Origin of the sequence: Rhodococcus sp. 15-725-2-2b (assembly GCF_002259075.1) — a bacterium.
Lineage (GTDB): Bacteria > Actinomycetota > Actinomycetes > Mycobacteriales > Mycobacteriaceae > Rhodococcoides.
On the sequence record NZ_NPFL01000006.1, the window covers coordinates 450,329 to 462,962 of the forward strand.

The window sequence follows — 12,634 nt, forward strand, 5'->3', positions numbered from 1 at the left end:
ACGACCAACTCCTGTCACACACTCTGCACGACATCCAACGAAGAGAGGCATTCATGAGCTCCACGACGGACACCAAGGCAACCGTATCCGCAGCAGGCGAGGGAAAGACCGACATCACCACCAAGTCGGACTCCGTGCTCGTCAGCTCGCAGGGCCGCACCACCATTGCCGACACCGTCGTCTCCAAGATCGCCGGTATCGCCACCCGTGAGGTCCAGGGCGTCCACGCCGTCGGCGGCGGAGCGAGCCGCGCGATCGGTGCCCTGCGCGAGCGCATCCCCGGTGCCCGCGTCAACCAGTCGCAGGGCGTCTCGGTGGAGGTCGGCGAGCGTCAGGCCGCAGTCGACATCGACATCGTCGCCGACTACGGCGTCTCCATCGCAGACCTCGCAGCGGGCATTCGTCGCAACGTCATCAACGCCGTCGAGCGTATGACCGGTCTCGAGGTCACCGAGGTCAACATCGTCGTTCACGACATCTACCTCGACGACGGCTCGGACGACGAGGAGACCACCGAGGCTCCCTCCACCCGAGTGCAGTGACCGATCCGCACATGACGGAGCGTGACAGGTCCGAGGACATCGCCGACGCCGTACTGGCGGTCGACGGTGTCGTCGGGCTGCACGGCGGCATGTTCGGCGAGGCAGCTACCTACCTTCCCGGACGACGCATCGCCGGCATCCGGATCGGCGACGAAGGCACCGAGGTCCACGTCACTCTCGAGTTCGGGGTAGCGGTGCGCGAAACCGCCGACGCCGTGCGCAGCACAGTGGCAGCGATGGTCGACGGGCCCGTGCACGTCACCGTCGAGGACATTGTGCGAGTCTGACCAGGTGAACGAGCATGCAGCGCACGACCGAGCCGCCGCCTACAAGGCGGCTCGGCGCGCTGTGGCGCGCGAACACCACCCGGATCTCGGTGGAGATCCGGCTCGCTACATGGCCGAACTCGCCGAGGTCGACCGACGCTTCGCCTTACTTCCCTCGACTCCGACCAATGCAGCGAGCGCGCCGACGGCATTCCGCGCCTCGCCGATTCCGTCCTCGCTACGCACTCTGCCCAAGCGGATCGCTCGGATCCGCAAACGCGTCACCAGGCGCAACTACTTCGAACTCTGAGTGGAGATCAACACCATGACCACTGCAACCATCGGTTTGTTCGTGGGACTTCTGCTGGCCATCGCCGCAGCGGCCGGCGGTTTCACCGGCTTCCTCATCGCCATCGTGCTCGGCGGCCTCGGATTCTTCGTCGGCCGCTACGTGGACGGCGAACTGGACCTGAACTCGATCATGCGTGGTCGCGGTCGTGACTGAGACAGCTGCTGTAGACCCCGGTGAGCGCGGCTCTCTGGAGATCAAGCACAAGGCCGTCGAGCGACTCGCCGTCCTCGCTGCCCGCAGCACCGACGCGGTCGCCGGACCCCAGCCCGGACTGCGGGTCCTGAGTGGGCGTGACCTGCCCAAGGCCGACGTGACGATCAGCGGCTCCCGCGTTCGCGCTCAGGTCGCGGTAGCGGTCACCTGGCCCTCGCCGCTGGCGAAGGTCGCCGCCGACGTTCGCGCCGCAGTCGCACGAGACCTGTCCGAACTGGGCATCTACACCGTCGACCGAGTCGATGTCACCGTCCAATGTGTACCCGCCGAGACCACCCGTGAAGAAGGGAGAGTGCAATGAGCGAGAAGGCAAGCAAGAAGCCGGTAGCCAATCCCACCGCAGCCGTACCCGCAATCCTGTTCGCGCTCGTCCTCATCGGTGCCGGCGTGGTCCTCGGCCGCGAGGCGCTGCTGAACCTGGGTGCCATCGACGGCCCCGAGTGGGTCGGCCCCGCCGCCACGAGCCTGGACGGACTCACCGCGCAGCCGTGGATGCTGCCGGGAGGAATCGCCGCAGTCGTGGTCGGGTTCGTTCTCGTCATCGCTGCACTGCGTCCTCGGCGACGCACCCACCGAGCCCTCTCCGAGCAGGACGTCTGGCTCCGCAAGGGCGACGTCGCAACCGTTGCCCGCACCGCCGCACTCGACAGCGTCGGCGTCGATTCCGCAACCGCCAAGGCCGGCAACAAGAAGGTCACCGTCGCGGTGGCCACCGTCGCCGGCACGGACACCGCGGAGCTGAAGTCCTCGGTCGTCACCTCCGTGGACGACGCCCTCCGCCCACTCGCGTCGGCTCCCAAGGTCCGCACCCGAGTGCGAACGACAGGACAAGCATCGTGAAACGCGCAACCGCTTCGGTCGACCGAACCAGCACCGCCGTCGTCGGCCTCGCCCTGATCGCCCTCGGCGGCGGAGCAATTGCCTGGGAGCAAGGAAGGTTTCCCGGCCGCGAACGTCTCGACGCGGCCTTCGTCGACACCGCCGTCGACGCAGGCTGGTGGCCCTGGGCTCTCGCAGCAGCCGCCATCGTCCTCGTGCTGCTCGGTCTGTGGTGGCTCCTCGCGCACCTGCCGCGACGTTCGGTCGGCACCGTCGCCTTCGCGTCGTCAGCGGATGCAGATGTCGACGGCCGACTCAGCGTCGACCTGGGAACCGCTGCCCGGAGCGCCGCGAAATCCCTGGCCGCTCACGAGGGCGTCGTATCGGCGACCGGCCGTTCGGTGTCCGATCGCGGCCAGAGAGTCGTCGAGATCACCGCGACGCTCGATCCCGCGGTGACGTCCCTCGACAAGGTGGCAGGCGCAGCGGCGCAAACGCGCAACGACATCGTGACGTCGCTCGACGGAACACCGGCGGCCGTCCGAATCCTGCTGCAGTGCGGCAAGTCTCGGAAACAGGTCGTTCGCGTCAGCTGACGCCTGCGGAGAACTCGATCTCCCCGATCAACCCATGGTGGTCCGATCCGGGGAGATCGATTCGTTCCAGAGACCGAGCACGACCGGTGTTGGTGAGAATGTGGTCGATCCCGACGACGGCGGGTGTTCCCTTGTCGGTGGGGTACGTGGGAATCAGCCCCTTCCCCAATTGCGCTGCAACGTCGGAATATCCGGCATCGAGTAGGTTGCGGAACTTCTTGTGCGAATACGTCGTGTTGAAGTCGCCGCTGACGATCACCGGCCCGGTGACCGACGCCGCCGCCAGATCGTCTCGGAGCGTGTCCAATTCGGCGGTCCAGATGTCGGCCGGGGTGACGTAGGCGGGCCCGGGATGCACCGCCAGCAGCGTGACCGGCTCGGAACCGGGGACCTCGACCTCGGTGGCCAGATTCACCGGACCGTATCCGTCGAGTTCACGGTTGCCCGAGATCGGGTAACGGCTGTAGATTCCGGCTCCGCCGCCGCCCGTCACGTACGGCTGGAGGTAGCTGTAAGGGAAGAGCTCCTCCATGCCGGCGTCGCGGAGGCCGACCACCGACGCGTCGGTCAGTTCCTGGATCGTGACGACGTCGACGGAGTGATCGCGGGCCTGAGCGACCACGACAGTCGGATCGGCCAGCCCGATCATCAGGTTCGCCTGCATCACACGCAGCCGCACGCCCTCGCTGCCCGTCGCGTACTCGGGTGCCGCGTCCGCTATGTAGAGCGGTGCGTAGGCGAATGCGCCTGCGGCAAGCACCAGCGCAGAAACTCCCGCCAGGACCCAGCGCCGACCGATCAGCGCCACCAGGGCACCGACCACGACAGCGATGAACATCAATGGAACGAACGACGCCAGCGCGATCAGGACGTTGACCCGGGTGTCGGTGTAGTAGACGCCCAGTGCGACGAGCCCGGTCACGATGCCCAGAATGGCGATCGTTCCGGTGAGAATTCGTATCCAGGTTCGTTGCATCGAACCGAGGGTAGCTACGCCCGGATGCCGATGACCAACGCTGTGATGGTCGTCCAGGTCAGCGACAACAATCCACGCACCGCCGAGAACGAGAACGCCGTGGACCACACCGTACGCGTCGACGGTTCCTCGACCGGAAGTCCGGCGAATCGATCGGCCAGCCAATCCAGCGTCAGTGGCGCACTGAGCGGGTGCAGCGACAGGTGTTCGCTCAGCCGATCCCGTAGATAGGTCACGTGCGCACCGGCCTCGAGGTACCGATCCACCTGCCCGTCCACGTCGTCGACGGCGATGATCTGATCGTGCACCGACTGGACGACCAGCAACGGAGCCGTCGGAGCCGTTCGTCCCGGCTGGATATCCAGGAACACCTGCACGATCTCGGGCAGCGCCAACAGATCGGCCAGCGGAACGTCGATGTAGTGGTCCAGGTCGTGTCGAGCCAGTTTGCTCACCGCACGCACGGTCGTCATCGACTCGACGGAATCGAGAATGCGCATTCCGTCCTCGTTGACGTGCTCGCGAATCACCCGATCGAGCTCGGGGTAGGTGCGCCGTAGGCCCGCCACCACCAGCGTCGGCAACGCTGCGTGCAGCGTCGCATTGAGCCGGGTGAACGCCGACCCCGGATCTCCGACGGGCGAGCCGAGAGCGGCACCGACCACCTCGATCTCAGGCGCGTACTCCGGCGCCATCTCCGCCGCCCAGGACGTCGCGAGTCCGCCGCCCGAGTAGCCCCACAGCGCAACCGGCGTACTCGAATGCAGGTCGAGCGGCTCGAACGACAACGCCGCGCGAACGGCGTCGAGCGTGCAGAACCCGGGTTCCTGCGGCGAACCCCAATGTCCGTCGGGACCCTCGTGATCCGGGATCGAGATGGTCCACCCACGGCGCAAGGCATGAAGTACAAGCAGGAACTCGAACTGCGGAACGGCACCTAACGCCCGGGAACCACGCCGAAGCGCGTACGACGGGAAACACGAGGACGCGACGCCGTCGATCGCACACTGATACGACAGCAGAACCGGTTCGGCGTTGCGCGGACGCAACACCGTCGTGACGCTGGCCTGGGGAAACCCGCCGAGATCAGCGGTGCGATAGAGCAGCTGCCACGCGTCGACGCGCTGGCGTATGCGACCGAACATCGCGACCTCGACCGGCCGCACCTTCAGAATCGTCCCGGGTGGAGCTGCCTCGTATCCCTCGGGCGCTGCATAGAAGGGATCGTCCTCGGGCCTGGTCGCGTCACTGCAGCTCGGTGCTCGTTCCACCGGCCAGGGCTGTTCGTCCCCCAATGATCTGTCGACGCTCATGTCCCACCGCTTCTTGTCCGAGTCTCGTCGTCACACTAACTTGCCCTCGACGACGCCGTTTCATGCAGCCCGCTGCCAATTGGTGATCAGGACATCGGTCGCGTAGCTGAGATCGAGGCCTTCGCCACCCCAGTCCGGAACGATGGCGTCGGGTGCGATACCGCCGTACTGTCGCCTGATTTCGTCGGCGTCTCCCGACATCGCGGGAGCGTGGATGATCTCGGTTCCCGAGGGATGGCGAAACGAGAAGCGTTGATCGCCGAGGGCTTCGATGAAGAAATATCCGTCGTGCAGCGCACGGTGGTGTTCGCCGCACAGCAGGACCAGGTTGTCGAGTGACGTCGCACCTCCCCGTGAGCGATAGGTGACGTGGTGAGCATGCAGAAATCGAGTGCGGCCGCACCCGGGTACCGTGCAGCATCGATCCCGAATGATCAACTGACGCAATTGGGTTCGGCTCGGAACTTTCGCCGTCGAACTCCACCGCACAGTTCTACCCAGCCGGCCGTGGCCGACGGTCCGCATGACCGCGGAACACAGCACCTGAGCGAGGGTCTCGTCGTCGAGGCCCGGCCCGTCGTCGAAATGAGCGTGGTCGGACCCTGCTTCGTCGACCCCACCGATGTGCACCAGCACCTCGGCAGCAGGAGAGACGACCGGTGAATCCATCGCAGCGCAGACCATCTCGGCCATGGCAATCATCGCCGGCACCGGGTTGAGCGGTGCCGGGGCCGCCCGGTCACCCTCGGATTCGCCGTCGGTCCTGGTGCGCTCGTACTCCGCCCTGGTCAATGCAGCGAGAAACCGCTTACCGTCCTCGGGCCGAAAGCGGGCCGTCAACACGAGCGAGCCGTCGTCCTCATCCCAGCGCCACCGCCCAGCGCACGGGTCGAGGTCGACGCCGTTTCCCTTGGTCGGACGCATCGCCTTCTTCAGACCACGGCAGAGGCGTTCGATGTGCGCAGCCGGGGCGTCGAGCGCCTTCTGCAGCAACGACGCCTCGTTCTCGGCCGTCGCAACGCGAGTCATCGCGCGCACCTTCGAGTACGAGATGGTGCCGTTCAGATACGCCGAGGTGATCAGCGGCAGCTCTCGCATGGCCTTGGCCACGCGCACCTGCTCACGAGCGGTGTGCAGATCGACCCCCGCACGCCACGACAACCAGTGCGCACAGGACCGCACTTCCCAACCCGCCCATCCGCGTCGCGCATCGAACTCGCCCACCAGAATCAGATACTGCGCCGACGCCGCCGCGATCCGACCTGCCAGAGCGCAGATTTCGGTCTCGATTTCCTTCGTCTCGATCCGCCCCGCCTCGGATCCCGCGTCGGCCATGTCGATCATGAACGCCCCCATTCATCGAATACATGTTCGATGAATGTACGACGAGACACCGACAGAAACTCTCCCACGATGCCCGCCGCGTCCCCGCGGGGACGTTGTCACGAGGCGATGCGCCGGGCACGGGAGTCGGCCGCGACACATCCGGCACCCTCTGGGCAGCGAATGCCCTACATGGCCGAAGCACGCAAGTCTCTCGCGCGCTTTCCCAGTCCGCTGCGCGGCACGTGGTTGACGTCGCTGTTCGGCGCAGTTCTGCTCGTCGCGCTGCCCATAGTCATCGTGACGGGATTGCTCTCGTACAGCGCCTACGGTCCACAGTTCGGCCAGGCCAGGCCGGGTGCCGTCGGGTGGCTGCGCTTGCCGTTCTTCGACTGGCCGTCGAATCCGGCATGGCTCTACCAGCTCACGCAGGGTCTGCACGTCGGACTCGGCCTGATCATCGTGCCGCTCGTCATCGCCAAACTGTGGTCGGTGATGCCCAAGCTCTTCGAACTACCACCGGTGCGATCGCCGGCACATGCGCTCGAACGACTGTCGCTGCTGGCACTGGTCGGGGGCCTGCTGTTCGAGATCGTGACGGGTGTTCTCAACATTCAGTACGACTACGTGTTCGGTTTCGACTTCTACGCCGCTCACTACTTCGGTGCCTGGGTGTTCATCTCCGGATTCCTCGTACACCTCGCGCTCAAGGTCCCGCTGATGTGGAGGACCCTGAGGTCGGAGTCGTTGATGGACGTACTGCGCGCCAGGAACGAAGCTCCGGACGAGCAGAAGAACGACGACCGACCGGCGACCATGGGTCGACGCGGTGCCATCGGATTGGTCGCTGCCGGAATGGGATTCGTTGCCGTGTTGACGGTAGGACAGACGGTCGGCGGAGTGCTGCGCAAGGCCGCGATCCTGCTGCCCCGGGGACGCTCGTACGGCGACGGCCCCAACGACTTTCAGATCAACCGAACGGCCGAAGCGGCCGGGATCACCGAGGCGCAGACCGGGCCCGACTGGCAACTGACGATCAGCAGCGCGGCCGAGGACGCCGTCCCGATCGTGCTGTCCCGCGGCAGGCTGCTGTCGATGCCGCAGCGCACTGCCGAACTGCCGATCGCGTGCGTCGAAGGATGGTCCACCACGCAGACGTGGACCGGTGTCCCATTGGCCGAACTCGCTGCGCTGGCGGGCGTACCCGCACCGCGATCGGCAGAGGTGAGCTCGCTGGAGCAGAACGGAGCCTTCACTCGTGCGGTGTTGCAGGGAAATCAAGCGGCGCACCCGGATTCGTTGCTGGCCTTGAAAGTCAACGGTGTCGATCTCTCGCTCGATCACGGATTTCCCGCGCGTGTGATCGTTCCTGCCCTTCCGGGTGTCCACAACACCAAGTGGGTTGCTCGCATCGTGTTCCGTTCGTGACTTCCAGTTGTGGCTGTTCAAACCTCCGTCGATGGTAAAGAATCGGTGATCGGCGGCCCGTGGGGTCGCCGACGAGGGTCACTCCCTCGCCTGGATGAGTTCCGAAGGTCATGACATCATGCTTGCTTTGTCCAGAAGCCTCCTCGTCGCAAGTGCAGCTCTCACGCTGCTGTTCGCCGCAGGCTGTTCATCGTCCGAAGCCGGCAACGCCGTCGCTGCCGACACCACAGCCGCCTCGACGTCCGCCGCCCCCAGCACCACCGACGGCGTCTCGGGCCAAGAGGGCATCGACGCCGGCGGCTCCACCGACATCGATGTCGAGATCGGTCAGTGCGTCCAACTCGGCGGGACGATGACGGCCGCCACCATCGACAACGCCGAATGCGGCAGCATGGAATCGAACTACAAGGTCATCGCCAAGGCCGAGCAGAACGAGCAGTGCCCCACCGACGTCAATCAGACCTACTACGAGACGCTCGACGGTGTGGAACAGGGCGCACTGTGCCTCGACGTCGACTGGGTGGTCGGCGGCTGCATGAGCGTGCCCACCGTGGGTATGGACGAGCCCTCACGGGTCGACTGCAGCGACCCCGACGCCACCGACGTCGAACAGGTCACCGAAATCAAGACCGGTACCGCCGATCCCAACGAATGCCCCGAGGGCGGATTCGCCTACGACGCCAGGCAATTCGTCGTCTGCACCACGACGATCTCCTAGTCGAGCTGCGCCGTCACCATCTGCGTGACGTAGCGGTAGTCCACGTAGCCGTGGCGGGCGATGGCCGCGTGCACTGCGCCCAGGACCTCGCCGCGGCGCCGGTCGTCCAGAGCGAGATGGCTCGAGTACGTGGCGGCCATGGCGCAGAACTCGTCTGCGGAGTAGCGCTGGACCCACTCGTACGTCGAGGTCGTCCACGGACCGAAGCCGGCAGCGCGCGGCACGTTGGACTCCGGTTGCGTACCGAGAGAACGCACCAACAGGTGCGCCACTTCGGGCTCGGTTGCGTCGTAGGCCGCCCTGACCGCTTCCCATGCCGGGCCATCGAGGTCGCCCGGCATGTTCCACCACAACCGAAGGGAACCGCCGGGGACCAATGCGCGGGCCGCCACTGCAGCTCCTTGCTCGTGGTTCACCCAATGCCAGGATTGGGCGGCAACGACTACATCGAACGCCGCCGCCGGGGCTGCACAATCCTCGAACCGCGACACTTGCACTTCGACGTCGAGGTTCTCGGTGCGCCGCCGAACCAGCTCTGCCATAGCCGAATCCGGTTCCACCGCAACAACGGACGCGCCGAGTTCAGCCAACGCAACAGTGACTTTGCCGGTACCTGCCCCCGCCTCGAGCACTCGCATCCCGTCGCCCGCCGCGATGTCCGCGTACAGCTCGGCCGGGTAGCCGGGACGGGCCCGGTCGTAGTTCTCGGCAACCTTGCCGAAGCTCAATGCACGCGATGACTGCTGTCCGTCGGTCACCGCATCGACGGTACCGAGGGTCGACTTGCCAGGAACCGTGAGTTTCGTAAAGAGTGAGACAGGTCACTGAGCAGACCCCGCACGCGAGGAGAGTCGATGACCGAGACCACTGCACCTCCGAAATGGAAGGTGGTCGGCCCCGGACTGGTGGTCGCCGCAACCGGCATCGGGGCTGCCGACCTCGTCGCGACTCTGGTGGCGGGCTCGCGCTACGGCTACGCCCTGCTCTGGGTCATCATCGTCGGTGTCGTCATGAAAGTCGTTCTGGTGGAAGGTGCCGGCCGCTACACGTTGGCGTCGGGCAACACGATCTTCCAGGGCTGGCGTTCGCTGGGGAAGTGGACGACGGCGTATTTCGCTCCCTACATCGTGATCTGGGGGTTCGTCTACGGAGCGGCAGCGATGTCGTCGAGCGCGTTGCCGATCGTCGCACTGTTCCCCGCTTTGGATCTCAAGGTCGTCGCCATCGCGTCCGGACTCCTCGGCTTCGCGCTGATCTGGCTGGGGAGCTACGGATTCTTCGAGAAGATCATCACCGTCTTCGTCGGCATCATGTTCGTGACCGTGATCGGTGCTGCGGTAGTGGCGGTTCCGAACGTCCCCGCGATCGTGAAGGGCATCGTCCCCACCATTCCCGACGGCTCCATCGTGTACGTCCTCGGCCTTGCCGGTGGCGTCGGTGGCACCATCACGCTCGCCGCGTACGGCTACTGGCTGCGCGAGAAAGGCTGGATCACACCGAAATTCATGCGCGTCATGCGTATCGACAATTCGATGGCCTACGTCATCTCCGGCATCTTCGTCCTCGCGATGCTCATCGTCGGTGCCGAACTGCTGTACTCGTCGCAGATCGCGATCTCCACCGGCGATCAGGGCTTGATCCAACTCTCCGACGTGCTCGCGGACCGCTACGGGACGGTGTTCGGCTACGTGTTCCTCATCGGATTCTGGTCGGCGTCGTTCTCGTCGCTGATCGGGGTGTGGAACGGCGTGAGCCTGATGTTCGCAGACTTCGTCGGCAATCTGAAGGGGCTCGAACAGGGTCACCCGGAAACACGAGTGGGAGGCAAGTACTTCCGGTGGTATGTCGCGTGGCTGACGTTCCCGCCCATGGCGTTGCTGTGGCTCGACCAACCGATCGGGCTCGTGCTCGCCTACGGCGTACTCGGCGCGGTGTTCATGCCGTTCCTGGCGGTGACACTGTTGGTACTGCTCAACAGTGATCGCGTGCCGAAGCAGTGGCGCAACGGCTGGTTCACCAACCTGACGCTGGGTGTCTGCGCATTCCTGTTCGCGTGGCTCGCCGTCGACCAGGTCTTGGATGCTCTCGACAAGTACGTGTACTAGTCGGCCGCTTCCAGGCGTGAGCGCAGTGTCGACTCCGTGTGCTTGATCGCCTGACCCACAACGGGTTCCACAACAGCGCCGAGCACCTTGCCCGCGATCCCGCCGGGCAGGCTGTAGCGGAACACAACGTCCAGACGGGTTCCGCCGTCTGCCGTATCGGAGAACGACCACGTGGACGAGTTGGACAGGCCTTCGACCGACTCGAGCGTGAGCCTCTCGTTGTGGACCCATTCGGTGACGTGCACAACGGAGGTGAGGGCCTTCGGACCGATCTGCATCGTCGCGTCGTACGTGGCACCGAGCCCTGAGGTGACCTCGCTCGTCGGCTCGAAACGGGTGATGCCGAACATCCATTGCGGGACGTTCCTGAAGTCGTCCATGTAGGCGAACGCCGCCTCGCGACTGGTCGACGCAACGGCCGAACGGTTGATTTCACGCACTCGTACACCTTAGTACACGCTACGGCGTGTTACGCATACTTTGGTCGTCCGTTTCAGCGGCGTACGTACCCCACCTGCTTGTCCACCACGTTCACCAGAGCCGAACCACGGACATATCGATGGAGGTTGTCCTCGAACAACGCCCACAGGCGCTCGGCGAAGTCGTCGGCATCGCCCGCCAAATGAGCGGTCACGATGACGTTGTCCATGTGCCACAGCGGGCTCGTGTCCGGTAGCGGCTCGACCTCGAACACGTCGAGCACGGCCCACCCGATGCCTCCGTCAGCGAGGGCGTCGCACAGGGCTCGTTCGTCGACGACCGGTCCGCGGGCGATATTGACCAGGCCTGCATCGGAACGCATGGCCGAGAGAACCTCCGCGTCGACCAGTGCTCGGGTGGCGTCGGTCAACGGTGTCGCCAGCACGATCACGTCGTACTCACCCGCATACGACGGCAATCCTCGAACATCGCGGATTCGTCCGAACTCCGAGTCACCGGACCGCTCCGACGTTGCCGACGCATCGACGCGCATACCGAGTGCGCCGAGGACCCGGCCGATCTCGCGGCCGATCGAACCGGGACCGACGACGAGAGCGGCGCGACCGTGAATACCACTGGTAACTCTGTGTTCCCAGACCCGCTCACGCTGACGAGCAAGCGCCACAGGCAGCTTCTTGACCGACGCCAGAATGCCGGCTGCGACGTACTCCGCAATCGCCCTGTCGAGGATTCCGCCGGAGTTCGTCAGAATCCATCGGCCCTCGCGCAGAACCGGATCGAGCAGTCGATCGACGCCGGCACTCGATGCGTGGATCCAGCGAAGATTCTCGGCATTCGGCCACACGGTTCGCAAATCGGCGGTCTCGAACGTTCGGAACAGCAACACCTCTGCCCACGACACCACACCGGCGAGCTCGTCCATCGTGCAGCTTCGGAAGTCGACTCCGTCGATCGCGGGCAAGAACCTTCTGTCCGAACCACTCTCGACCACAAGCACGTTCACCACAAGACTCGCCACCTCCGTACGATGGCACCGTGCTCACCGTAGAACTCGCAACTGCCGCCGACGCGGCAACGATACTCGGCCTCCGGCACGCCGCCGAGGACTGGCTGTTCGCTCGAGAAATCGACCAGTGGAAACCGCGCGAGGTACCCCTGTCCACTGTCGCGGCGCAGATCGAGGCAGGAGAGTTCTACGTCGCCCGGCGCGATCCGAGTGGCCCGATAGTCGGTGCGCTGAGACTGATCTGGGCCGATCCCACAATCTGGCCCGAAGAGGATGGGCTCGCCGGGTACGTCCACGGATTGGTGATCGACAGAAGCGAAGCGGGCACGGGCCTCGGCGCGTTGCTGCTCGAGTGGGCGGCGGAGCAGACCCACCGGGAAGGACGCTCGCTGCTGCGTCTGGACTGCGCCGAGACCAACGGCGAGTTGCGCAGCCACTACCTGAATCAAGGATTCCGGTACGTCGGACGCCGCGAGTTCGCCGACGGCAGTTCGTGGTTCAGCGTGGCCCTGTTCGAGAAGTCGACCGATCGGTAG

At 65.3% G+C, this 12,634-nt stretch carries 17 protein-coding genes; 11 read left to right on the plus strand and 6 right to left on the minus strand.

Features of this window, described 5'->3' with window-relative positions; genetic code table 11:
- Positions 1-53: 53 nt before the first annotated feature.
- Genes CH306_RS07865 through CH306_RS07895 form a run of 7 tightly spaced genes read left to right on the plus strand, consistent with a single transcriptional unit; the run spans position 54 to position 2,788 of the window.
- Positions 54-542 carry an Asp23/Gls24 family envelope stress response protein gene (locus CH306_RS07865; RefSeq protein ID WP_032396878.1) on the plus strand — a complete coding sequence of 163 codons (489 nt, stop codon included), beginning with the start codon at positions 54-56 and terminating at the stop codon, positions 540-542.
- Between the two features lie 11 nt (positions 543-553).
- Positions 554-829: an Asp23/Gls24 family envelope stress response protein gene (locus CH306_RS07870; protein WP_032397315.1), complete on the plus strand. Its 276-nt coding sequence runs from the start codon at positions 554-556 to the stop codon at positions 827-829.
- A 4-nt stretch (positions 830-833) separates the two neighbouring features.
- A complete protein-coding gene (locus CH306_RS07875) occupies positions 834-1,118 on the plus strand; it encodes a hypothetical protein (RefSeq protein WP_094646193.1) in 285 nt (94 codons plus the stop codon).
- Positions 1,119-1,133: 15 nt separating this feature from the next.
- Entirely contained in the window at positions 1,134-1,313 is a 180-nt protein-coding gene (locus CH306_RS07880; protein ID WP_032397316.1) for a hypothetical protein, read from the plus strand.
- Positions 1,306-1,674, plus strand: a complete 369-nt coding sequence (locus tag CH306_RS07885; protein ID WP_179272816.1) for an Asp23/Gls24 family envelope stress response protein — start codon at positions 1,306-1,308, stop codon at positions 1,672-1,674. Before CH306_RS07880 ends, CH306_RS07885 begins: the two co-directional genes overlap by 8 nt.
- Entirely contained in the window at positions 1,671-2,213 is a 543-nt protein-coding gene (locus tag CH306_RS07890; protein ID WP_094629091.1) for a DUF6286 domain-containing protein, read from the plus strand. Before CH306_RS07885 ends, CH306_RS07890 begins: the two co-directional genes overlap by 4 nt.
- The gene (locus tag CH306_RS07895) at positions 2,210-2,788 is read left to right on the plus strand and encodes a hypothetical protein (protein ID WP_094629090.1); all 579 of its coding nucleotides are present in this window, start codon (positions 2,210-2,212) and stop codon (positions 2,786-2,788) included. The genes CH306_RS07890 and CH306_RS07895 overlap by 4 nt, the downstream gene beginning before the upstream one ends.
- Here the strand turns inward: CH306_RS07895 and CH306_RS07900 are convergent.
- From CH306_RS07900 to CH306_RS07910, 3 genes are read right to left on the minus strand one after another with little or no spacing between them, the layout of a single operon-like run.
- A complete protein-coding gene (locus CH306_RS07900; protein ID WP_094646195.1) occupies positions 2,781-3,764 on the minus strand; it encodes an endonuclease/exonuclease/phosphatase family protein in 984 nt (327 codons plus the stop codon). The genes CH306_RS07895 and CH306_RS07900 overlap by 8 nt on opposite strands.
- Before the next feature lie 14 nt (positions 3,765-3,778).
- A complete protein-coding gene (locus tag CH306_RS07905; protein ID WP_094646196.1) occupies positions 3,779-5,077 on the minus strand; it encodes a lipase family protein in 1,299 nt (432 codons plus the stop codon).
- 60 nt (positions 5,078-5,137) lie between these two features.
- Positions 5,138-6,421 (minus strand): HNH endonuclease signature motif containing protein, encoded by a 1,284-nt coding sequence (locus CH306_RS07910; RefSeq protein ID WP_179272815.1) that lies wholly within the window; start codon positions 6,419-6,421, stop codon positions 5,138-5,140.
- Between the two features lie 162 nt (positions 6,422-6,583).
- On the opposite strand from CH306_RS07910, the gene CH306_RS07915 reads away from it, so the two are divergent.
- Both CH306_RS07915 and lppU read left to right on the plus strand, forming a co-directional pair.
- Entirely contained in the window at positions 6,584-7,828 is a 1,245-nt protein-coding gene (locus CH306_RS07915; RefSeq protein ID WP_094646198.1) for a molybdopterin-dependent oxidoreductase, read from the plus strand.
- 118 nt (positions 7,829-7,946) lie between these two features.
- Complete coding sequence (lppU, locus tag CH306_RS07920; RefSeq protein WP_256981089.1) at positions 7,947-8,546, plus strand: LppU family putative lipoprotein; 600 nt, start codon at positions 7,947-7,949, stop codon at positions 8,544-8,546.
- On the opposite strand, the gene CH306_RS07925 is transcribed toward lppU, so the two are convergent.
- Entirely contained in the window at positions 8,543-9,304 is a 762-nt protein-coding gene (locus CH306_RS07925) for a class I SAM-dependent methyltransferase (RefSeq protein WP_094646200.1), read from the minus strand. The genes lppU and CH306_RS07925 overlap by 4 nt on opposite strands.
- Before the next feature lie 96 nt (positions 9,305-9,400).
- Between CH306_RS07925 and CH306_RS07930 the strand changes: the two genes are divergently transcribed.
- Positions 9,401-10,651, plus strand: a complete 1,251-nt coding sequence (locus CH306_RS07930) for an Nramp family divalent metal transporter (protein WP_032396884.1) — start codon at positions 9,401-9,403, stop codon at positions 10,649-10,651.
- Here CH306_RS07930 and CH306_RS07935 read toward each other — a convergent pair.
- Both CH306_RS07935 and CH306_RS07940 read right to left on the minus strand, forming a co-directional pair.
- On the minus strand, positions 10,648-11,091 hold the full coding sequence (locus CH306_RS07935; RefSeq protein WP_032396885.1) for an SRPBCC family protein: 444 nt from the start codon (positions 11,089-11,091) through the stop codon (positions 10,648-10,650). The genes CH306_RS07930 and CH306_RS07935 overlap by 4 nt on opposite strands.
- 53 nt (positions 11,092-11,144) lie before the next feature.
- Complete coding sequence (locus CH306_RS07940; protein WP_256981090.1) at positions 11,145-12,053, minus strand: D-2-hydroxyacid dehydrogenase; 909 nt, start codon at positions 12,051-12,053, stop codon at positions 11,145-11,147.
- A gap of 74 nt (positions 12,054-12,127) precedes the next feature.
- Here CH306_RS07940 and CH306_RS07945 point away from each other — a divergent pair, with 74 nt between their 5' ends.
- Positions 12,128-12,634 (plus strand): GNAT family N-acetyltransferase, encoded by a 507-nt coding sequence (locus CH306_RS07945; RefSeq protein ID WP_256981091.1) that lies wholly within the window; start codon positions 12,128-12,130, stop codon positions 12,632-12,634.

Bases quoted from the DNA above. Each gene is read 5' to 3' on its own strand.
- CH306_RS07930 (WP_032396884.1), top strand. From the start codon at position 9,401: ATGACCGAGACCACTGCACCTCCGAAATGGAAGGTGGTCGGCCCCGGA.
- CH306_RS07905 (WP_094646196.1), bottom strand. From the start codon at position 5,077: ATGAGCGTCGACAGATCATTGGGGGACGAACAGCCCTGGCCGGTGGAA.
- CH306_RS07915 (WP_094646198.1), top strand. From the start codon at position 6,584: ATGCCCTACATGGCCGAAGCACGCAAGTCTCTCGCGCGCTTTCCCAGT.
- lppU (WP_256981089.1), top strand. From the start codon at position 7,947: ATGCTTGCTTTGTCCAGAAGCCTCCTCGTCGCAAGTGCAGCTCTCACG.
- CH306_RS07890 (WP_094629091.1), top strand. From the start codon at position 1,671: ATGAGCGAGAAGGCAAGCAAGAAGCCGGTAGCCAATCCCACCGCAGCC.
- CH306_RS07870 (WP_032397315.1), top strand. From the start codon at position 554: ATGACGGAGCGTGACAGGTCCGAGGACATCGCCGACGCCGTACTGGCG.
- CH306_RS07865 (WP_032396878.1), top strand. From the start codon at position 54: ATGAGCTCCACGACGGACACCAAGGCAACCGTATCCGCAGCAGGCGAG.
- CH306_RS07910 (WP_179272815.1), bottom strand. From the start codon at position 6,421: ATGATCGACATGGCCGACGCGGGATCCGAGGCGGGGCGGATCGAGACG.
- CH306_RS07880 (WP_032397316.1), top strand. From the start codon at position 1,134: ATGACCACTGCAACCATCGGTTTGTTCGTGGGACTTCTGCTGGCCATC.
- CH306_RS07900 (WP_094646195.1), bottom strand. From the start codon at position 3,764: ATGCAACGAACCTGGATACGAATTCTCACCGGAACGATCGCCATTCTG.